A 22,191-nucleotide genomic window follows, 5' to 3' on the forward strand; every position below is an offset into this window, starting at 1 on the left:
CTCCTTGTCTCCCCTACTCCCTACTCCCTACTCCCTACTCCCTAATTACTGATGTCTACTTCCTCTCTAGTTCAAGCTTTACCTGAAGCATGGCGATCGACAAATGGACTGGCAATTTTGGGTTCGCTCGGCATTCATACCCTACTGTTGGTGGTGCTGCCTTTTGTCTCGCTAGATCCGCAAGAGGTTAATTTACAAAGTAGTATCGGAGTCGTGGAGTTGTCTCCCGAAGAACGAAGTCGCGTACCGCAAGTAGCAGCAGATCCATCTGTCATTCCGCCTGTCAATACTGCTCAACAGCAAGCGCCTGCGCCTGCTCAGGGTTTTCAGTCAGAAATCTTACCTCCTCTGCCCGCACCATCACCTTTTTTACCACCACCGCCTGGGACTACGCCAATGTACCAAATGCCCAGTAGCGATTCTTTACCTCCACCTGCGCCTATCCCCCTACCACCGCCACCTCAAAATTTACTCTCGCAAAATCCTTTTGGACAGCCTCCAGCACCACAGCCAAATCAAGCAAATCAAAATCTCCAAATGCGGCAAATAGCACCGCCAGCGAATGCCTTACCACCCATTCCCGATCTGCCTCGGACGCAAGATTTGCAGCCTAGCCCACCACTAACGCAACCACCCAAAAACTCGCCCGATCGCGCTCAACTTGAAAGGATGGCACGGCAAAATGCCCTAGCGCAACGGTTGGCAGCAAATCGCAGCAAAGCCGATACTTCCCCAACGAGCGATCGCGAACGGCTTTTGGACGCAGCAGCGCAACAGCAAGTTCAACGAGCCAAAGAACGTGAGGAACGCGCCTCTCGCTTAGCAGCCTCTTTACAACAGCGACAACAGCGTCAATCCAATCCCACACAGACTACCCCTCCAGCCACGAATCCAAATAGCGATCGCGCCTCCCGTTTGGCAGCCATACTCCAACAGCGACAACAGCGTCAATCTAATCCCACACAGACTACCCCTCCAGCCACGAATCCGAATAGCGATCGCGCCTCCCGTTTGGCAGCACTTCAGCAACGTCTTGCCCGACCGATTGGCGCTCGACCTGACTTTAAAGCCGAATCAGGATCTACACAGACAATTGCTCAAATTGAAGCCTTGCAGCAGCAATATCTCAAAGTACAACAGGCTTATCCGCAATTCGTCACGGCTGCGCCAATTCGTAAACGAGTTCCTGTATGTAATAAAAAACTCAATGGCGGCGAAGCGATTATTGCCGCACTAACCGATCCCACGGGCAAAATTGTTATTGGACCCGACGTGATTTCTAAAGATAGTCCCAGCGCCGTACAACAAGCTGCAATTCGCTACGTCAAACGCTATCCATTCACCAAGTCGGCTGCTCCTGTAAATCAAACTTTTCGTCTAGAATTCAGCCACAATCCTAGATTATGTTCTAGAAAGTAGTGCAACGATTCTGTTTGACTCTGCTGCTAAAGTTAGCTGCGATCGCTCAGTCATAGCTAACTAATACAATAATTTTTGGTTAAGGCAAGATCCCCCTCCTTTTTAAGGGGGGTTGGGGAATCTTCGATTATTCAAAATTACTATAAGTTGCGTTAGATATCACTTGCTAGTTCCATACACATCTATCTAAAGAAATACTTTTTAACATTTATAAATTCGCTATTCCTAGCTTCAGACATCAATATAAGCCATAAATAAAATTTCAATCTTCTTACTTTTTATGTTAGTTCTCATGTGGTGTTGGGAATGATAACTATATCGATCTAGGTTGCGATTTTTATGCATCAAATCAATATAGTCAGAATTTCACAAACTTTTTTGATTCGTCAACATTATTGCTAATAACAACGATCGCGAAACTGCATCCATTTCCATCATCTTTGGTTAGCAATTGGGCAAGGAATCATGAATCAAGAGCCAACCCCTGAATCCCTGAGCGCAACTATTAATCAACTGAAACAACTCAACGAACAATTACAGCTCCAAGTTACAGCGCACCAACAGGCAGAGGCAGAAGTTCGATTTTTGCATAGCATTACCCAGTTTATTAATGAATCTCACGATTTTCACTCTGCATTAACGATCGCTCTGGAAAAAATCTGTCAGTTTACTGGTTGGCAGTTTGGCGAAGCATGGGTTCCTAGCTCTGACGAGCGAAATCTAACATATAGCCCTGCTTGGTACAGTGCAAACTCAGACTTAGAGCTATTTCGCCGCAGCAGCGAACGATATAAATTTGCCGCCAATGTCGGTTTACCTGGGCGTGTTTGGGTGTCAAAGCGCCCTGAGTGGTTGCACATTTCGCAGGAACCAGAAACCATATTTTTACGCAAATCCATTGCAGAGCAAATTGGATTCAAAACAGCGTTGGGTATGCCAATTGTTGATAGTGGCGATCGCGTCTTAGCGGTGTTGGTATTTTTCATGTTTGCATCTTGCGCAGAAAATACCCATTTAATCGAGTTGGTCGCAACTATTGCTGTCCAGCTAGGTACTTTATTACAACGCCAACAAGCAGAAGCAGCACTATATCAAAGTCAAGCATGGCTGCAAGCAATTTTAGATAATTCCACAGCACTAATTTATATCAAAGATTTAGATGGAAAATATTTACTCGTCAATGTCTGGTTTAGCCTTCTATTCTATCCCGATCGCGCTGGGGTAAAAGGAAAAACTGACTACGACATTTTCCCTCCAGAAATTGCTGCTGTCTTACAGCAAAACGATCGAAAAGTTATAGCTGCTAAATCTCCGATCGATTGGGAAGAACTGTTACCGCATGAGGACGACGGTTTACATACCTATCTTTCCATTAAGTTTCCTCTCTATAACGAACGTAGTGAACCTTATGCAATTTGTGGGATTTCTACCGATATTACCGAACGCAAACGTGCTGAAGATGCCCTACGTTCCAGTATGGCGACAAATCGAGCTTTACTCAATGCAATACCAGATTTGATGTTTCGCATCAATCGTTCGGGAATTTTTGTCAACTTCAAAGCCGCAAAAGGCGATCGCCTGCACCTACCAGCACATGAATTTTTAGGTAAACATTTATCTGAAGTATTTCCTCACGAAATCGCTCAAGCAGTCGATAGTTGTATACAAAAAACTTTATTGACTACCGAAGTGCAAATTTTAGAATGTCAGCTGATTGTAAATCATGAATTCAGAGATTACGAATTACGCCTTGCTGTCAGTGCTGAAAATGAAGTCATGGCAATCGTTCGCGATATTACCGATCGCAAGCGAACGGAAGCAGAAATTCGTCTTGCCTTAGTCAAAGAGAAAGAGCTAGGAGAACTAAAATCGCGGTTTGTGACGATGGCTTCCCATGAATTTCGTACACCTCTAGCAACTATTTTATCTTCTTCAGAATTGCTCGAACACTACAGTCATAAATGGAGTGAAGATCGAAAACTAAATCATTTACAAAGAATTCAAACATCTGTTAAACATATGACTCAATTATTAAATGACGTACTTTTAATTGGTAAAGCAGAGGCAGGTAAATTAGAACTTAAACTACTATTCATCGATCTCAAACAGTTTTGTCACGAAATTGTAGAAGAAATTCAACTAACGGCTAGCGATCGCCAAATTATTTTTCAGTGCCAAACAGACGGTCGAATAACTGGAATGATGGATGAAAAATTGCTACGCCATATTTTTATTAACCTTCTTTCCAATGCCGTTAAGTATTCTCCTACGAATAGTCTAGTTAACTTTGACTTGATGAGCGAGGGCGAAACAGTTATTTTTCGCATTCAAGATCGAGGAATTGGTATTCCATTAGCAGAGCAAGCAGAAATTTTTAGTAGTTTTCATCGTGCTAGTAACGTTGGAAATATTTCTGGTACGGGACTCGGCTTAGCGATCGTGAAAAAATCAATCGATTTACACGATGGCAAAATTGCAGTTGAAAGTTCAGTTGGCTTAGGCACGATTTTCACTGTAGTACTTCCTTTAAACAAGCAGGTATAGGTACAAAACATGGCTAAAATTCTTGTGATTGAAGACGAACCAGATGTTAGAAATAATCTCGTAGAACTGCTAGAGTCAGAAGACTTTGACGTTGCTAGTTCGGAAAATGGTTTGATGGGAGCGCTGTGGGCGCAGCAGTATTTACCAGACTTAATTATTTGCGATGTCATGATGCCAGAAATTGACGGCTATGAGGTACTCGCTGCTCTACGTGAAGAAGCAACAACAGCTACAATTCCTTTTGTTTTTCTCACGGCAATGGCTGATAAAGCAAATGTCCGTCAAGGCATGGAGTTAGGAGCAGATGATTATTTAACTAAACCTTTTACTAGGGAAGAATTGTTAGGAGCAGTTACCACTCGGCTAGCAAAACAGCAAGCCATAGCACAACAATACCAAGCAGAATATCAACGCGCAGAAGCGCTTAAACAAAGAGTACAAGAGCTACAACAGTATATTGAAACAAAAGATGAAGTCTTGCAGCAATTACAGCAAAATTTGTCTAGTACTGTACCGAAACTGAATATCGCGATTAATATTCTCAAGAATCTCACACCTGGCGCGCAGCGCGATCGCTGTTTAGCAATTATTCAAACAGCCTGCGCTGAGGAAATTTCTATGCTAAGCCAACTTCCCTACTCCAAGATTTTTACAGAGGAATTATCAGCGTTGTTACGCCAATGTCAAATTACTAATGAAGAAACTTAGAATGTAGTTAGAAGCGAGGAGCGAGGAGCGAGGAGTGAGGGATAAGTGGGTGATGAGTGGTGAGTGAGAAGAAATGGCAAGCGGTACTCTGGTTTTTGACTTACAACTTACGACTTACGACTTATAACTTCTCCCTTGTTCCCCGTGTTTCCCTACTATCTTTCTAATCAAAATGATCCAAATCTTAGTGGTAGACGATCAAAGTTTAATTCGCCAAGGATTGAAAGCATTATTGGAATTAGATCCTGACTTAACAGTCGTTGGTGAAGCAGAAAATGGACAACTTGCACTTCAATTAGCTCAAGAATTGCATCCAGATGTAATATTAATGGATATTCGGATGCCGTTGATGGATGGCGTTGCGGCAACGCGAGAAATTTTGCAAAAACTGCCGCAGATAAAAGTTTTAGTTTTAACGACTTTTGACGATGACGAATACGTACAAGCAGCGATCGCTCACGGAGCTATGGGGTATTTACTCAAAGATACACCTTCAGAGGAATTAGCCATAGCAATTCATGCCGTACATAAAGGATATACGCAATTGGGACCGGGAATTGTTAAAAAACTCCTGGGATCTCCTCTGTCTGTACCAAAACCTCCCCCTCCACCAGTACTGCAAGAACTCACGCCTAGAGAATTAGAAATTTTACAATTAATTGCAGCTGGGGCAAATAATCGCGAAATTGCTCAGAAACTATTTATTTCTGAAGGAACGGTCAAAAATCACGTTACAAATATTTTAAATCGATTGAATCTGCGCGATCGCACTCAAGCTGCAATTTTTGCGAATACTTTTCTATTTAAATAAATCCACACACTCCTCTCGTAATAAGCCTTTTGTCACTCTAATCTTTCTAAAAGATTTAGCAATTATCTCATCACACGATAGATCGATCTGCGATTGGTTCACCGAGATCAAATCTTCAATTGAAGCCCCAATTATAATTTCTGATACACCTGCCCATACGCAAACACTCGCACACATCGGACAAGGTTCACCTGTAGCGTATATCGTATATCCTTCTAAAGACGGAGTTTTAATTTTAGCTGTTAAACTACGAATGACATTCATTTCTGCATGAGCAGAAGGATCGCAATCTCGCTTAACTGTGTTATACCCTTTAGCTACGACTTCGTTATCTTTGACGATTACAGCACCGTAAGGAGAATCGCCCTGTTTTGCTTCTACCAAAGCTAATCGCATAAAATCTTCAGGTGTCATCTGTGTCATGTTACTCAAACAGCGTGTAGGATTTTATTTAGAAGATATTGAAACGCCCGCAGGTCGGACAACTACTTTAATTATTACAGGTCTAGTCCTACTATCTTCTGCTATTTTTGTTGCCGATACATATCAAATTCCTACCGCAATTCGCAGCCTACTCGATTTTTTTGATACGCTCATTATTTTCATTTTTACTCTAGAATACTTGTTGCGGCTTTGGTGCGCGGAAAATAGACTGCAATATGTTTTCAGTATTTATTCTATTATCGATCTGATGGCAATTCTGCCGATCTTTTCAGGAATTGTAGATGTTAACTTTAGTTATATTCGCTTGCTGCGATGGTTCCGTATTTTAAAATTAGTTCGTTTTCTGCAAGGGAGAACTTTCTTCGGTCGCATTGGAACAGAAGACAGCGTTATATTTGCTAGAATTTTATTTACTTTATTTGCGATCGTTTTTGTTTATTCAGGGTTGATTTATCAAGCCGAGCATTCTATCAATCCAAAAGTATTTCATACTTTTTTGGATGCAGTGTATTTCTCAGTTGTCACGATGACAACTGTAGGATTTGGTGACGTAACTCCTATTTCTCAAGCAGGAAGATTTCTCACAGTTCTGATGATTTTAACTGGAATTGCCCTAATTCCTTGGCAATTAGGCGATTTAATTAAACAATTAGTCAAAACATCAGATCGGGTAGAGACAAATTGTCCTACTTGTGGGCTAGCATTGCACGATGCTGATGCTCGGTTTTGTAAAGCTTGCGGTACGAGATTAGAAAAGATTCAGACTTGATTCTCTAACAAACCAGTCGCTCTTCCGCACGTCAGCAGCATCTAGCTACCAGCCACTAGTCACTCTCAACTAATATGAAGTACTACTTTTGGCATAGGAACATATGCTTCAACCTGAGTATAATAACCCAAGTAAAAATGTTATTTTTGTCAAGTTAAGATTTATACTTCAGTTTCAATTTAGGGTAGTTCTATGGTTCTGTGGGCAGACTACAATAACTTTCCCATACCTTATAAGGGATGGAATGTGGCTGTGGGCGAAAAATACGTAGGTAACAAACAACAGCTGGCAACCGCCTTCACCAAGCTATTGGCATGGCTGCGAGAGTATATGTCTGTGGACACTGCTACACTCCTACTACCAGATGAAGATCGGGAAAATTTGCTCGTATATGCTACCGTCGGACTTGAAGAAGAAATTACACAAAAAATTCGTATTCCTATAGGTCAGGGTATTGCAGGTAGAATTGCTGCAAGTAGGAAATCAATGGTAACTGACAATCTATTGGAAGAGGAGATTGTCAGTCCGATTTTACGGCAGAAAGGACTGCGATCGCTCGTTGGCGTTCCCTTACCAATGCAAGACGATATGGTTGGGGTTCTACACGTTGGTTCGCTCCAACAGCGACAATTTACCGAACGCGACATACAGCAATTGCAAGTCGTCGTTCATCGTCTCAAGTCAATCATGCTGACAGCACAATTCAACTATCTTTCCTATTCTGCCAGTGAGACAGCTACTCATAACTATAAATATATAGCTCGAACTCCATTGTTGCTCCAATATCGCTACCAAGTTCAAAATGTATCATCTGCTCTACAGCTGCCTTTAAACAGCTATTGGTCGATCGCAGCGTGCAAATGTCTTGACATTTTCAGATGTCAGTATATATTGACATGCAATTGAGTCACAAAGAGTAGTGGCGTTTTTTAACCCTGAGATAGTTACGAAAATTAATATCAAAAGCGATCGCGTTTTTCGTAAGAATCGATACAATAAGCTTCTTGTAGGAGTCGATTTTGCCTGTGAAGTCAAAAATAAAATTAGTCAATTAGCGATCGTGCGATCGCGAAGGCTGTCTTCAGAGGGAAATCGGAACCAAAATTGATTTAATTTCAAGTGGTTTTGCGATCGTGAAATTTAAAGAATTGAAATTTAAAGAATTGAGATTTTTCGTTAACAAGTGTTTCAGAAATTAGTAGAGGCGCATAGCTATGCGCCTCTACTACAACAGATAACTAATAATTTCCTTAAGAGCTGAACATTTACATCTCTACTCGTTAGAGAATGCAAATTAGAATGCGCCTTCACGATCGGGTGTAAACTTCCTACACCCCATATTCCTGTCAATAACTTCCGACTGCCGACTTCCAATTTCATCACGACCCTTCATTGCCACGGATAAATCGCCAATTATGAATAGCAATCAACTACCACCAAAACAGGGACTTTACGATCCACAGTTCGAGCATGATGCGTGCGGTGTAGGATTCATCGTTCATATGAAGGGCAAACAATCGCACGAAATTGTAGAACAAGCACTCACAATTCTGTTAAATCTCAATCACCGTGGCGCGTGTGGTAGCGAGATTAATACAGGCGATGGCGCTGGAATTCTCTTGCAAGTTCCGCATAAATTTCTCAAAAAAGTTGCAGCCGCAAAAAATATTAACCTGCCAGAAGCAGGACATTATGGCGTTGGTATCATCTATTGCGCGCCAGATGCCGCAGTCAGGGAGCAGAGTCGGCAGCTATTTGAGAAAATTGTGGCAGAGGAAGGTCAAAAAGTCCTCGGTTGGCGCGACGTACCGACAAACAACTCCTCATTAGGTAACACCGCTAAAGCTAGCGAACCATTCGTACAGCAAGTTTTCATCCAACGCGCTGATAATTTAACCACTGAAACAGATTTCGATCGCAAACTCTACGTTATTCGCAGACGTTCTCAAAACGAAATTCGCACCACGCAGATCGATCCGTACTGGTATCCATCGAGTCTTTCTTGCCGCACAATTGTTTACAAAGGAATGTTAATGCCCGTACAGGTAGGGCAATATTACCCCGACTTACAAGATCCGGATTTAGAAAGTGCGTTGGCACTGGTACACTCTCGTTTTAGTACAAATACATTTCCCAGTTGGGAGCGATCGCATCCTTATCGCTACATCGCTCATAATGGTGAAATTAATACACTGCGCGGTAATATCAACTGGATGCACGCGCGGCAATCTTTGTTTGAGTCAGAATTATTTGGCGAGGATTTAGAGAAGCTAAAGCCAGTCATCAATATGGACGGCAGCGACTCGATGATCTTTGACAACGTGCTAGAGTTGCTTACACTGGCAGGGCGATCGCTCCCTCATGCGGTGATGATGATGATCCCCGAACCGTGGACGGCGCATGAGTCAATGAGTGAGGAGAAAAAGGCATTTTATAAATATCATTCCTGCATAATGGAACCGTGGGATGGTCCCGCCTCAATCGCCTTTACCGATGGAACGACAATTGGCGCAGTACTCGATAGAAATGGCTTGCGTCCGTCACGATATTACGTCACCAAAGACGACTTGGTAATCATGGCATCCGAAGCGGGTGTATTGCCAATTGAACCAGAACGTGTAGCGTCGAAAGGACGCTTGGAACCAGGACGGATGTTTCTGGTAGATATGGCACAAGGACGGATTATTGCCGACGAAGAAATCAAACACCAAATCGTCACCGCACATCCGTATCGGGAATGGTTGGATAAGCATATGGTGGCGTTGTCAGAATTCGGAATTCGGAATTCGGACGCAATTAATTCATCTCCCCACACCCCACACCCCACACCCCACAACCTCATCCAAAGCCAAATGGCTTTCGGATACACTTTTGAGGAATTGCGGCTGCTGTTGACTCCGATGGCGAAGGATGGAGTGGAAGCGGTAGGCGCAATGGGTGCGGATACGCCGTTGGCTATCTTATCCGACCGTCCCAAATTGCTTTACGATTACTTTCAACAGCTATTTGCTCAGGTAACGAACCCACCGATTGATTCAATTCGGGAAGAGATTATCACTTCGGCAGAAACGACAATTGGTTCGGAACGAAATTTACTCAAACCAGAACCAGAAAGCTGTCGATTAATTGAATTGAAAACGCCGATTCTCAGTAATGAAGAGTTGGCAAAACTGAAATATATCGACGAAGACAATTTTCATTCAATTACGATTCCCATCCTATTCAATCCGAAAGATGGGGCGAAGGGGTTAGAAACAGCACTGGAGAACATTTGCAGCCAAGCTGACAAAGCGATTACCTCTGGTGTAAATATTATTATCCTGAGCGATCGCGGTGTAGATCGAAATAATGCCCCCATTCCAGCATTACTAGCGGTTTCTGGCTTGCATCACCATTTAATTCGCACGGGAACGCGGACGCGGGTAGGAATTGTACTAGAATCGGGAGAACCGCGTGAGGTACACCATTACGCTGTGTTACTCGGTTACGGTTGCGGTGGAATCAATCCTTATCTGGCGTTTGAGACGATTGAAAGTTTAATCCAACAGGGTTCGCTACTCGATGTCGATTTTAAAACCGCGTGTAAGAATTACGTCAAAGCTGCAACCAAAGGCGTAGTTAAAGTTGCCTCCAAAATTGGCATTTCTACCCTACAAAGCTATCGCGGGGCGCAAATTTTTGAAGGCATCGGGCTAAACCAATCAGTAATTGACAAGTATTTCACCTGGACGGCATCGCGGATTGAGGGTGCGGATATAGAAGTTATTGCCAAAGAAGCAATTTTACGTCACAATCATGCTTTCCCAGACCGTCCCACCAACGGACATACGCTGGATGTTGGAGGTGAATATCAATGGCGCAAAGAAGGTGAAGCGCATCTATTTAGTCCGCAGACTATCCATACTTTGCAAAAAGCCGTCCGTGAAGGAAATTACGACGGTTACAAGCAATACGCCACCCTGGTAAACGAGCAAAATCAGCAGTTTTTCACCCTACGCGGACTATTGCAATTTAAAGCACGTCAACCACTCCCAATTGAAGAAGTCGAACCAATTGAAGCGATTATGAAGCGCTTCAAGACAGGGGCGATGAGTTATGGCTCAATTTCCAAAGAGGCGCACGAAACCCTGGCGATCGCCATGAACCGGATTGGTGGTAAATCTAATACTGGGGAAGGTGGCGAAGATCCAGAAAGATATACCTGGACGAACGATCTCGGTGACTCGAAAAATAGTGCCATCAAACAAGTTGCTTCCGGTCGTTTTGGCGTGACAAGCTTGTATTTGTCCCAAGCGAGGGAACTGCAAATTAAGATGGCGCAGGGGGCAAAACCAGGGGAAGGCGGACAGTTACCAGGACGCAAGGTGTACCCCTCAATTGCCAAAGTCCGTCACTCCACGCCAGGGGTAGGATTAATTTCACCCCCACCACACCACGATATCTACTCGATTGAAGACCTTGCCGAGTTAATTCACGATTTGAAGAATGCCAACCGTCAAGCACGGATCAGTGTCAAGTTAGTCTCTGAGGTTGGCGTGGGAACAATTGCCGCAGGGGTTGCCAAAGCGCACGCTGATGTGGTACTGATTTCTGGTTTTGATGGTGGTACGGGTGCTTCGCCGCAGACTTCAATTAAACACGCGGGGCTACCTTGGGAATTGGGCTTAGCAGAAACACATCAGACGTTGGTATTGAATAATTTGCGATCGCGCATCGTTGTCGAAACAGATGGACAGATGAAGACGGGACGCGATGTTGTTGTAGCAGCACTCTTGGGTGCAGAGGAGTTTGGTTTTTCCACCGCACCCCTCGTTTCCCTCGGCTGTATTATGATGCGCGTCTGTCACCTCAACACCTGTCCAGTGGGGGTAGCGACACAAGACCCACAACTGCGGCAAAACTTCACGGGCGATCCAGAACATGCAGTTAACTTTATGAAGTTCATTGCCCAGGAAGTACGAGAAATTATGGCACAACTCGGTTTCCGCACGCTCAATGAAATGGTGGGTCGCACTGAGGTACTAGAGGCAAAACAAGCGATCGCCCATTGGAAAGCAAAAGGCATCGACTTGTCAAAGATTCTCTACCAACCGCAAGTAAGTGCAGAAGTCGGGCGTTACTGTCAAATTCCCCAAGACCACGGTTTAGAACAGTCCCTCGACATGACAGTATTACTGGAATTATGTCAAGAGGCGATCGAACGCGGTAAACCAATCAAAGCCACTCTACCGATTAAAAATATCAATCGCGTCGTCGGCACGATCCTCGGAAACGAAATCAGCAAACGTCATTGGGATGGTTTACCTGAAGACACCGTACACCTACATTTCCAAGGTAGTGCAGGACAAAGCTTCGGTGCATTCGTCCCCAAAGGCGTAACTCTAGAACTCGAAGGTGATGCCAACGATTACCTGGGCAAAGGACTCAGTGGTGGCAAAATTATTGTTTATCCACCTGTAGAGTCTACATTAATCCCAGAAGAAAACATCATCATCGGTAATGTTGCCTTCTACGGTGCAACCAGTGGCGAGGCATATATTTCCGGTGTGGCGGGAGAACGTTTCTGCGTGCGTAACTCCGGTGTCAATACCGTTGTGGAAGGCGTAGGCGATCATGGCTGCGAATACATGACTGGTGGTAAAGTCGTCATCTTAGGTACTACCGGACGCAACTTTGCCGCAGGGATGAGTGGTGGTATTGCTTACATCCTCGACGAGGCAGGCGACTTTGCAACCCATTGCAACACGCAAATGGTAGGACTAGAAAGACTCGAAGATCCGGAAGAAATCGCGATCGTGCGGCAAATGATTCAGAAACACGCCGACTACACCCACAGCCAGAAAGCAAAGCAAGTTCTCGCCAGTTGGGAAGAGGCGATCGCCAAATTCGTCAAGGTGATGCCAAGGGACTACAAGCGCGTACTGCAAGCCTTACAGCAAGCGATCGCCTCCGGCTTAAGTGGTGACGACGCACTCACCGCCGCCTTTGAAGAAAACGCCCGCGATGTCTCCCGCATCGGTGGCAGCTAATTCAGTGACCAGTAACCAGTGACCAGTGACCAGTGACTCCTGACCAGTTAACAATCCACTACACCCTACACCCCACACCCTACACCCGCTCGACACGCACCACGCACCACCTTTAAACTATGGGCAAACCAACAGGCTTTATCGAATATCTCCGCGAAGTAGCTTCAGAAATTTCGCCAATCGATCGTATCCAGAACTGGGACGAGTTTCACATCCACATGCCAGAGGAGAAACTTCGCACCCAAGGCGCACGTTGTATGGATTGTGGCGTTCCGTTTTGCCACACAGGTACGGTCATCAGTGGCATGGCAAGCGGTTGTCCGATTAATAATTTGATTCCTGAGTGGAACGACCTGATCTATCGCGGACTTTGGCGCGAAGCCCTCGATCGCCTCCACAAAACCAACAATTTTCCCGAATTTACAGGTCGCGTCTGTCCCGCACCGTGCGAAGGTGCTTGCGTACTGGGAATTAATAATCCTCCCGTGACAATTAAAAATATTGAGAATGCGATCGCCGATAAAGGTTGGGAGGCAGGTTGGATCGAACCTCACCCCCCAGAAAAGCGCACGGGTAAAAAAGTTGCCGTTGTCGGTTCGGGTCCGGCGGGACTGTGTGCCGCAGCACAACTCAATACGGCAGGACATTGGGTCACGGTATTTGAACGTGCCGATCGCCCTGGCGGATTGCTGATGTATGGTATTCCCAACATGAAACTCGACAAGCGGGAAGTCGTCCAGCGCCGCCTCAAGATTTTGGAACAGGAAGGCGTGCAGTTTGTCTGCAATACTGAAATTGGTAAAGATATTCTGGCGGAAACCCTTCTAAAAGAATTTGATGCTGTAGTCCTCTGTGTCGGTGCGACCAAACCCCGCGACTTACCTATCGAAGGACGAGAATTGAAGGGAATTCACTTCGCAATGGATTTCCTCACTGCCAACACCCAAGCAATTCTAGATAACCACAGAGGCGATAATTTCATCTCTGCTGCTGATAAAGATGTCGTGATTATTGGTGGTGGCGATACTGGAACTGATTGCGTCGGCACGTCGATCCGCCACAGTTGTAACAGCATCGTCCAATTGGAAATTATGCCTCAGCCACCCCTTACCCGTGCCGCAAATAACCCGTGGCCCGAATATCCCAAAATCTACAAAATGGATTACGGGCAGGAAGAAGCTGCGGCTAAATTTGGTGCTGATCCCCGCGTATATATCACCACTGCGACCAAGTTTGAGGGCGACGAGAACGGCTGCGTCAAAGCCGTCCACACGGTACAAATAGAGTGGACGAAAAACGACAAAGGGCAGTTTGTTCCGCAGCAAGTCCCAGGTACGGAAAGAGTCATACCCGCCCAACTCGTCTTGCTGGCGATGGGTTTCCTCGGACCCGAACAACCCCTAATTGATACCCTCGGACTCGATCGCGACCCCCGCAGCAATATCAAAGCCGACTATGGTAAATATGCTACCAGCATCCCTGGAGTCTTCGCGGCTGGCGATTGTCGGCGCGGACAAAGCTTAGTCGTCTGGGCATTCAACGAAGGTCGCGGCGCAGCCCGCGAGTGCGACCTCTATCTCATGGGTAGCACGGATTTACCTTATTAATAGGGAGCAGGGAATAGGGAGCAGGGAGCAGTGAGTAAAGTAACCAATTACCAACTACCAACTACCGTATGACAAAAATTTCCCCCAGAACTATCTATCACAACCTCAGACTGCTAGAACAGGTTAATGCTGCCACTAGTGCTGTTTACAGACAACTGGCTCAAGAAGTATTGGCAGATCCAGAAGTGGAACTTGTCTGGCGACAGGCGATCGCCAATCGACTCAATCACGCCAACCACCTACTAGAAATGCAGACAGCTAACGATAACGATAGTTATTAAGGTTAAAGAGGTTAACGGTTAACCGTCAACTGTTAACCGTTAACCTCAAAGTCGATTTCTCGGCACTTTGCCTCAGCGTCTTTGAATGCTGCGGCATAATCAGCACCACCTAGCATGACATCGCCATAATACTCGTAAGGCGCTTCTCCGTAGACTGGTAAGGGGTCGTCTTCTGGGTAATCTTCTTTTGACTCTTCTATGGTTGCCTTGAGTTGTGACACGGTGAGGCGCTGGGCGGGAAAGTAATAGAGTGTTTCAATGTGGCGATCCAGATGGGGAAACGTCGGATCGACAATGCGATCGCCTAATTCGAGCCAGCCATACTCTACCATTTCACACGGCGCGCTGGCAAAGACTAAAAAGCCCTGCACGTAGACTGATTCCTCCATCAACAGCGCCGCTTTATAGGCATTATCAAAACACTTGGTTGCTTTACTCTTAATCCGTTTGGCAACTTCTATCGAAAGAGGCACATCTAAAACTTTACTCATAACCAGCTATTGTTACATCTCAATTTCAACTCTTAGATGTCGGGAGTTACGCATTTGATGTTTTAGATCTCGATCCTCCCTAGCCCCCCTTAAAAAGGGAGAGATTAATGCCCCCTTTTTAACTCAGTTGGGAGATCGACTGCGTAATTCTTAGATCTTTTGACTTTTAACTTTTGACTTCCTCAAACCGGAACCGTCAACGGCATACCATTATCCTTTGCACTCAATTTGAGTAGAAATGGTACGGCTTGCTTGACCCAATCTTTTATCGCAGTATAAGCTGCTGCTTCCTCTCCATAACAAATTTCCAACATATCTGTATGAATAATGCCAGGGTTGAGGGGAATTGCTGCCATCCCAGCAGGTAATTCCTGTGCTAAAGCCCTAGTCAGTCCCTCAATCGCCCATTTTGACGCACAATAGGGCGCAACCTCTGGGGAAGTGGAACGACCCCAACCAGAACTCAAGTTGACGATAACACCCCGATTTTTCTCCTTCATGGCGGAGACAAAGTGACGGATAACGTTTACGACTCCCTTGATATTGACATCGATGAGGCGATCGCATTCTTCAACGGGAATTTGCCAAAGTGGGGCTAGAGGATTAATTATCGCCGCATTATTAATTAGTAAATCTGGCACGCCGTGACGCGAAAGTACTTGTTCTGCCCAAGTTTGCACCTGCTGGTTATCGGCAACGTCTACTACCGCAAAATCGTGCGGCGAATTATACTGTTGACGTAGTTTCTCTACAGCCGTCTCAGAACGGGCGCAACCTACAACTGTATGTCCGGCTTGAACGAATCCTTCTGTCATGGCAAGCCCCAAACCGCGACTTACCCCCGTAATGACAATCAGCTTACTCATGATGAAACTTAGCGTAACTTTACTTTAATTAAATCTATATGCTATTTACAACATCTGACACATTCAAAAACCGCGATCGCTCACAAATAAAATGAAAGACTTGCAACGAGCGATCGCAAAACAAGGGTTTGCAGTAGTAGAAGACGTACTTTCCCCTCAAACTATTACACCATTAATTGAGGCGATCGCACTACCTGAAGGTTTGGAATGATTAACTACAAGGCTGCTTTGACCATCCACTCTGTCCTCTTCCCAATTGGCATTTTACCTGAGTACCTGCCCAAACAATTTTCCACCGATCTCCTACAAGTTGCATCTCGATCCGATATTTTTCGGCACGCACGGAATCATCTGCTAATATAAAATCCAAGCGTAGGGGGGGGCATTGCCCACCTTATAATTCAGCATTAAGCGCGTTCCAATAAATGACTAATGACTAATGACTAATGACACCTAAAAGCGAGTATTTCTAGCTCGAATGTAAGTATTATATTAACGCCAATCATCTAAAACAAATACGTCAGAGCGATGATATCCTGGCTGATTCGGTCTGTGCATTGCAACTCCAGTAATCTCAGTCCGAAAACTACGCGCTATCATCCGGCGATATGCTTCATGACAACTCGTATTCACCCCAGTGACTAAGCGCGACATACTCATCTGTACGGTCAAAGTTTCGCATAGATCTAGTAATTGTTCAAATCGTTTCTCTACATTCTGCCCCAAGCGCACAGCCCCAAATTTAACATAGCAAGTCTCGCTTCCCGCTTCAGTCCCCGCACCGCAATGACAAACAGCAAATCCGGCTAAACTTTTCTCATCCCAAAAGAAAACCGTGTCGCCTATTTTTTGCGTATCTACAGCAATAATTGCTTGAGACAGATCTAAACCTGCAAAAATGCTATCTGTAAGAGTAAGACTTGCTTTTAAAATGCTCGATCGCTGTTCTCGATCCATTTGAGAATATCTGATGACTTGCGGCACTGGTTGAGATTGTTGTACGGGTTTAGCCATAATTACAGTTAAGAACCGCTGCCAAAATCCAAATTTTTGATACAGTGCGTGGTGCTTAGGACTGTTAGGAAAGGTAAATAAACCCGCCTGCTGAATGTTCCATGTATTGAAGCATTCTACAACTGGTTCGATCAGACGTTGGGCAATTTTCTGGTTCCACCAATCGGGATGGACGCTGAGAGGACCAAAAGATGCGCAACTGCCCCAACGAGTTGCTAAATTAGATCCTATAATGCTATCTGCGATCGCTACAAAAGCAGCTGATGGCTCTGCGTACCAGCGACTTTGGATAAAGTTTGCATCACCTCCAAACTCCATTGGATTGGGCAATCCTATGAAAGTGCCAAAAGCTAATCTAAAAATGCGATCTGCTGCGGGTATTTCGCTTTCTTGAAGCTGGCGAATTAAGACTTCCATTATTGAGATATTTTCTAAAGGTCGCTCGGTTTATATCTTCCTTCATTACCTTTCAATAACTCATAAAGTCGCCAAAAATTTAAATAATATAGCCAGTCTAGCAACATTCTTCTTCGCTGTAATCGCAGTCGATATAGTCCATTCGCTGGCAATCGTATTGACCTTTAATATTGTTGTTATAAAATCTTCCTAAAGAATCGGTTTCTTGTAAAGCTTCCCAAGTTTCCGGTTCTACATCCACATATTGATATACGCTGCCACTGCTAAACTCAACTTGTAAAATGCGATCGTTGCAGTCATAACCAATTAATGTTGCCATTGTAGACTGAACTGGTAGCATTTTTAGAGGTTCAGATGCAGCAGGTAATGCATTAGTATTAACTAATGAATTGACGTGTTGCAAACCTTCATAAGCCTCAATCGGGGCGGGAACTTCCACTAACTCAAACTCATCTCCTCGGTCGATTAACAGTCCTAAATAACCATCTGAATGACCGACAGCTACAAGATTACCCAGATCGAGCTTAGAGAACTTCATCAGGATTATATCCCTCTACGTATTAGTACAATTGTACTAGCACATGCGTGTTTTGTATAGTGCTAAGGCAACATCCCACCCTTTCTTATTTCTCCTTTGTAATGCAAGGCTTTCTCAAGCTGAGTAACACTACCTCAGCTTAAAATCATGGATTGAAGCCTGAGTTATATTTGAACTTTTATTTCTATTAACTAAGTTTCATTGCTATTTCGATCTAAATATACAAAAAAGTTTCAGTATTGTAAGATACATAGTTTCGGAGTATACAAATAATATGGCAAATTTAAATAGACTGGTAAAAGGCGTATCGCAGCAATTCAACCAAAATTCTTTGAGTTGGGGTTCGCTATTGGTTTGGATAACTGGGTTAATTGTAATAATGATATTGATGGTAAGGTTTTCTCAAGTTTATTAAGTTTTTCATGCTGATTTTTAGAAAACCAATATCGCAGGGAATAGGGAGCAGATGAGAAAGAGCAATTTGCGCTTTGTAGGATGCTCCCTAAGGGCAAGATTTACCGTCGATGCTCGATAATATTCCTACCCCAGTTACCGCGATCGCCCGTACCAGTCCAGTAGTACCAGAAAAATTTTGGCGTGAGTCTTTTCACTGGATGAGGTTCTATTTGATATCTTTGGGCTACCATCGCTCCATTAATTCCCCTCAACGCCTCGCGATTAGTATAGCCCAGATGGTCTTTAGAAATCTCAATTTGTTGAGCGCGACGAAAGTTAATTAAAGCCGTATTGTAATCACCCCTAATTCCAGCTCGAATTCCTGTTTTCATTAAGCGCGTATAGTCTTTCCCATACCCAGGAATAATTGCTAATGGTGGTGGTAAGCAAGTATCATCTTTTGCTTTGCGGCTAGGGACTGCACCAACTGGAACGGGATAAAAAATCTTACAGTCTGATGGGTTGTTTTTATAAAAACTACTGCGAAAATACTTCAGCTCTCTTGTTGTTTGAGCCTGAGTCGGTATAACTGTTGCGATCGCAATTAAGACCGCTAAGGTAGCAGAAATTCTTTTCATCAGTTATCAGTTATCAGTTATCAGAAATTTGGGAGATTTACCAATGACAAATGACAAATGACGAATGACAAACGATCAATGTCTAACTTCAAATTCCTTTGACAAATTTTGCTAAATTTTCTTGTCGCCATCGAGCATCAGCTTTTCTGTTCGTTCTCAACTCTAAAACTCGGATTCCGCTTGCTGGTAAAAACTTTAGTCTTTGTTGCAAATCTTCCCAAGTCGCAATTAATTCATGTTCTACACCATAAGTCTGACAAAGGCAAGCAAAATTAATATCTTGTGGCGTAGCAAAAAACTCTTCAAAGGGTGGATCGAACTGAGAAATTGGCAGCATTTCAAAAATTCCGCCACCATTGTTATTAATCAGCACAATTGTTAAATGACCCTTAAGTTTTTTGCCAATGAGAAAGCCATTAGTATCGTGCAATAAAGCTAAGTCTCCAGTTAGCATGACGCTGCTTTGATTGTGATGGGCAATTCCTAAAGCAGTAGATAAAGTACCATCAATGCCATTTGCGCCTCGATTCACAAAAGGTCGCACGCCAGAATTACTAGGCATCCAAAAAAATTCTACATCGCGCACGGGCATACTATTGGCAATAAACAGTGGCGTACCAGGGGGGAGTATTTGAGAGAGCATCCAAGCTACCTTACCTTCAAACGGCTGATTCAGATTTGCGATCGCCCCATCTACAACACCTCTCACCTTAGTCTCTAAGTCGCACCATAGCTGAAGATAGTCGCTAGGTAGCTTTGGCTTTGTAGGATAGATTTGAGCTAACTGTTCCACACAAAGGCGCAAATGAGTCGTTTTGCCATGTAGAGGGTCTAGATTTTGGTCGCTAGGATCGACAATCCAACGCTGCGGTTGAGTGCGATCGAGCCAACTACGTAATTCTTTACTTGTAGGCAATTCTCCGATTTGGATCGCCACATCAGGCTTGAGTTTATCTGCTAGTTGCGGTTGCCGAAGAATTAAATCGTAGGTAGAAATGAGATAGGGATTGAGTTCAGCATAATTTCTGGCTGGAGATAACCCCTCTGCTAGAACTGGGAATTTCACTGTTTTAGCAAGTTGAGCGATCGCCCCACAATATTCTCGCGGGTCCTGTGGTTGGGCAATACCAGCGATGATAATTCCTCGGTGAATTTGCGCCCACTCGTGAAGAGGGGGAGTCGGTAGGGGCGGGTTTCCAAACCCGCCCGTACGGGAGTCGGGAGTCGTAGGAGCGCACTGCGGTACGGACGCACGGGAACCGGTTTCGATCCCAGCAAAAAAGTCTTCTAATTCTAGTGGGGAAGATATAAATTCAGAATTATTGCCATCGGGTATGGGTGCGAGGGGATCGCGAAAAGGTATATTGAGATGAACGACACCGGAGACGGGGTATAGCGCCCGTTCCCATGCATAAATCGCTGTTTGGCGCAAATATCTTAGTGTCGAGATTTCTAAAGATGGTAGAGCTAATTCTGCTTGCCAGTTAGGATAAGAGCCAAATAACTTTAACTGATCGATCGTTTGTCCAGAATGGCAGTGTCTCAATTCAGGAGGTCGATCGGCTGTTAGAACTATTAAAGGCACTCGACTTTCCCTTGCTTCCACGATCGCGGGATAGCAGTTAACTCCAGCCGTACCGGAGGTGACGACGACAACTACAGGTTTACTCGTTTGTTTAGCAATTCCCAAGGCGAAAAAGGCAGCAGAACGCTCATCTAACACGGAAATTGCCTCAACTTCTGAGGCTTGCACGAAAGCAATTGTCAGTGGGGTAGAACGCGAACCAGGACAAATGACAGCAGTAGTGAGTCCCAACCGTCGCCATGTTTCTACCAAAATAGAGGCACAAGCAGAATTTGTATTTCTTAAATCGATTGACATTGCGATCGCACAAACTATTAAGTAGTCATCAGTTATCAGTGGCTAGTGACTAGTGGCTAATGGAACCGGGGACAAGAATTGAGTCCAGCCACTAGTCACTCACGACTCACGACTCACTTCCCACTTCCTCTCGACCAATGAAAAAATGCTTTGTAAAACTATCAACACAAAAATTCACGCTCAAACGGTAGAGTAAACGATCAGGTATCTAATAACACTTTATGGCGCAACGCTACATTCGAGTTCAATCTTTAGAGGGACGCACCCACTACGGCATACTCCAACTTAGCTTGGAAGTTCTGCTATTAGATGCTCCGCCTTGGCTACAAGGACAGCCTACGGAGGAAAGCTTAACACCAGATGAATATCAGATTCTCGCACCTTGCGCTCCCTCCAAAATCGTAGCAGTGGGTAAAAACTACGTGGAACATGCAGCAGAAATGGGTTCAAGCGTACCGAAGGAACCTTTGTTGTTTCTGAAGCCACCTTCAGCAGTAATTGCCACGGCGACGGAAATTAAATACCCGCAACAGTCGAGACGGGTAGACTATGAAGGAGAATTAGCTTTAGTGATTGGCGATCGCACGTCAGATTGTACGCCAGAACAAGCACAGAAAAAAATTTGGGGCTACACGATCGCCAACGATATCACGGCGCGAGATTTACAAAGGCAGGACAGTCAGTGGACGCGAGCCAAGGGATTTGATACCTTTTGCCCCCTTGGTCCCTGGATCGTCAGAGAAATCAATCCATCTGCCCAGCTACAGACATTTTTAAACGACAACCCCCAACCCGTACAATCTGCCAGCATCGAAGAAATGGTCTATTCTCCATCTGTCCTCGTCTCATACATCAGTCAAGTCATGACGCTGTTACCTGGGGATGTCGTTTTGACTGGAACTCCTCCTGGGGTAGGAGCGCTGAATGCAGGCGATCGCATCCGTGTTGAGATTGAAGGGATTGGTCGCTTAGAAAATACTGTAATTTTAAGGTACGCCAACGAGAATTCTGAATCGACAATTCAAAACTTATAATTCTTTCATGACGAAAGCGACAAGATTGTTCAGAGCAGTAAAATGTGCAATCGACTTTCAGAAAATAGATAAGTCTCTTGCACTCAAAGCGCCAATGACCAATGACTAATGACCGATGACAAAATATCTATCTCACCTGCATGTGAACTGCATCAGAGAGAGCAGGAATTTCTGCATATTTCCCTCTTAGAGACTGAGTCACAGCAAACGCTACAGCTGCCACTATTCCAAGGAAAATTGTACTAGCTATAGTCTGCGTGGCAAAACTAGCCCCAGGAATTGGAGCCAAAATTGGCAGTACCA

The 22,191-nt window shown here is 44.5% G+C and carries 19 protein-coding genes and 1 pseudogene; 11 read left to right on the forward strand and 9 right to left on the reverse strand.

From position 1 onward, the window contains the following. Positions 1 to 51 precede the first annotated feature (51 nt). The 4 genes from ACRC32_RS25150 to ACRC32_RS25165 all read left to right on the forward strand — a co-directional run bounded on the left by ACRC32_RS25150 (position 52) and on the right by ACRC32_RS25165 (position 5,482). Positions 52 to 1,419, forward strand: coding sequence for a hypothetical protein (locus tag ACRC32_RS25150; protein ID WP_438556532.1), 1,368 nt, complete (start codon positions 52 to 54; stop codon positions 1,417 to 1,419). A gap of 465 nt (positions 1,420 to 1,884) precedes the next feature. Beyond that, positions 1,885 to 3,963: an ATP-binding protein gene (locus ACRC32_RS25155; protein WP_438556533.1), complete on the forward strand. Its 2,079-nt coding sequence runs from the start codon at positions 1,885 to 1,887 to the stop codon at positions 3,961 to 3,963. Between the two features lie 9 nt (positions 3,964 to 3,972). Continuing rightward, complete coding sequence (locus ACRC32_RS25160) at positions 3,973 to 4,671, forward strand: response regulator transcription factor (RefSeq protein WP_438556534.1); 699 nt, start codon at positions 3,973 to 3,975, stop codon at positions 4,669 to 4,671. Positions 4,672 to 4,843: 172 nt separating this feature from the next. Next, positions 4,844 to 5,482 carry a response regulator gene (locus ACRC32_RS25165; RefSeq protein ID WP_438556535.1) on the forward strand — a complete coding sequence of 213 codons (639 nt, stop codon included), beginning with the start codon at positions 4,844 to 4,846 and terminating at the stop codon, positions 5,480 to 5,482. Here ACRC32_RS25165 and ACRC32_RS25170 read toward each other — a convergent pair. Then, a complete protein-coding gene (locus ACRC32_RS25170; protein WP_438556550.1) occupies positions 5,471 to 5,896 on the reverse strand; it encodes a nucleoside deaminase in 426 nt (141 codons plus the stop codon). The two genes, ACRC32_RS25165 and ACRC32_RS25170, sit on opposite strands and share 12 nt — an antisense overlap. A 7-nt stretch (positions 5,897 to 5,903) precedes the next feature. Between ACRC32_RS25170 and ACRC32_RS25175 the strand changes: the two genes are divergently transcribed. The 6 genes from ACRC32_RS25175 (at position 5,904) to ACRC32_RS25200 (ending at position 14,612) form a co-directional block, all read left to right on the forward strand. Beyond that, entirely contained in the window at positions 5,904 to 6,695 is a 792-nt protein-coding gene (locus tag ACRC32_RS25175) for an ion transporter (protein WP_438556536.1), read from the forward strand. A gap of 192 nt (positions 6,696 to 6,887) precedes the next feature. Continuing rightward, entirely contained in the window at positions 6,888 to 7,601 is a 714-nt protein-coding gene (locus ACRC32_RS25180; RefSeq protein ID WP_438556537.1) for a GAF domain-containing protein, read from the forward strand. A 13-nt stretch (positions 7,602 to 7,614) separates the two neighbouring features. Continuing rightward, complete coding sequence (locus ACRC32_RS25185) at positions 7,615 to 7,803, forward strand: hypothetical protein (RefSeq protein ID WP_438556538.1); 189 nt, start codon at positions 7,615 to 7,617, stop codon at positions 7,801 to 7,803. 307 nt (positions 7,804 to 8,110) lie between these two features. Then, positions 8,111 to 12,724, forward strand: a complete 4,614-nt coding sequence (gltB, locus tag ACRC32_RS25190; protein WP_438556539.1) for a glutamate synthase large subunit — start codon at positions 8,111 to 8,113, stop codon at positions 12,722 to 12,724. Positions 12,725 to 12,843: 119 nt separating this feature from the next. Continuing rightward, positions 12,844 to 14,331 carry a glutamate synthase small subunit gene (gene gltD, locus ACRC32_RS25195; protein WP_438556540.1) on the forward strand — a complete coding sequence of 496 codons (1,488 nt, stop codon included), beginning with the start codon at positions 12,844 to 12,846 and terminating at the stop codon, positions 14,329 to 14,331. Positions 14,332 to 14,399: 68 nt separating this feature from the next. Beyond that, positions 14,400 to 14,612 carry a hypothetical protein gene (locus ACRC32_RS25200; RefSeq protein WP_317105486.1) on the forward strand — a complete coding sequence of 71 codons (213 nt, stop codon included), beginning with the start codon at positions 14,400 to 14,402 and terminating at the stop codon, positions 14,610 to 14,612. A 32-nt stretch (positions 14,613 to 14,644) separates the two neighbouring features. On the opposite strand, the gene ACRC32_RS25205 is transcribed toward ACRC32_RS25200, so the two are convergent. The 7 genes from ACRC32_RS25205 to menD form a co-directional block, all read right to left on the reverse strand. Then, positions 14,645 to 15,103, reverse strand: a complete 459-nt coding sequence (locus ACRC32_RS25205) for a hypothetical protein (RefSeq protein WP_438556541.1) — start codon at positions 15,101 to 15,103, stop codon at positions 14,645 to 14,647. A gap of 182 nt (positions 15,104 to 15,285) precedes the next feature. Continuing rightward, the gene (locus ACRC32_RS25210; protein WP_438556542.1) at positions 15,286 to 15,969 is read right to left on the reverse strand and encodes an SDR family oxidoreductase; all 684 of its coding nucleotides are present in this window, start codon (positions 15,967 to 15,969) and stop codon (positions 15,286 to 15,288) included. A gap of 211 nt (positions 15,970 to 16,180) precedes the next feature. After that, complete coding sequence (locus ACRC32_RS25215) at positions 16,181 to 16,339, reverse strand: hypothetical protein (RefSeq protein ID WP_438556543.1); 159 nt, start codon at positions 16,337 to 16,339, stop codon at positions 16,181 to 16,183. 122 nt (positions 16,340 to 16,461) lie between these two features. Continuing rightward, a complete protein-coding gene (locus tag ACRC32_RS25220) occupies positions 16,462 to 17,400 on the reverse strand; it encodes a GNAT family N-acetyltransferase (protein WP_438556544.1) in 939 nt (312 codons plus the stop codon). Between the two features lie 97 nt (positions 17,401 to 17,497). Further along, complete coding sequence (locus ACRC32_RS25225) at positions 17,498 to 17,938, reverse strand: KTSC domain-containing protein (RefSeq protein ID WP_438556545.1); 441 nt, start codon at positions 17,936 to 17,938, stop codon at positions 17,498 to 17,500. 515 nt (positions 17,939 to 18,453) lie between these two features. Next, complete coding sequence (locus tag ACRC32_RS25230) at positions 18,454 to 18,972, reverse strand: hypothetical protein (protein ID WP_438556546.1); 519 nt, start codon at positions 18,970 to 18,972, stop codon at positions 18,454 to 18,456. An 88-nt stretch (positions 18,973 to 19,060) separates the two neighbouring features. Then, the gene (gene menD, locus ACRC32_RS25235) at positions 19,061 to 20,854 is read right to left on the reverse strand and encodes a 2-succinyl-5-enolpyruvyl-6-hydroxy-3-cyclohexene-1-carboxylic-acid synthase (protein ID WP_438556547.1); all 1,794 of its coding nucleotides are present in this window, start codon (positions 20,852 to 20,854) and stop codon (positions 19,061 to 19,063) included. Between the two features lie 221 nt (positions 20,855 to 21,075). On the opposite strand from menD, the gene ACRC32_RS25240 reads away from it, so the two are divergent. Further along, on the forward strand, positions 21,076 to 21,888 hold the full coding sequence (locus tag ACRC32_RS25240) for a fumarylacetoacetate hydrolase family protein (RefSeq protein ID WP_438556548.1): 813 nt from the start codon (positions 21,076 to 21,078) through the stop codon (positions 21,886 to 21,888). A gap of 127 nt (positions 21,889 to 22,015) precedes the next feature. Here the strand turns inward: ACRC32_RS25240 and ACRC32_RS25245 are convergent. Beyond that, a pseudogene (locus ACRC32_RS25245) lies at positions 22,016 to 22,191 on the reverse strand (Tic20 family protein); the annotation flags it as partial.

Origin of the sequence: Chroococcidiopsis sp. (assembly GCF_051657925.1) — a bacterium.
In the GTDB taxonomy this organism is placed as follows: domain Bacteria; phylum Cyanobacteriota; class Cyanobacteriia; order Cyanobacteriales; family Chroococcidiopsidaceae; genus Chroococcidiopsis.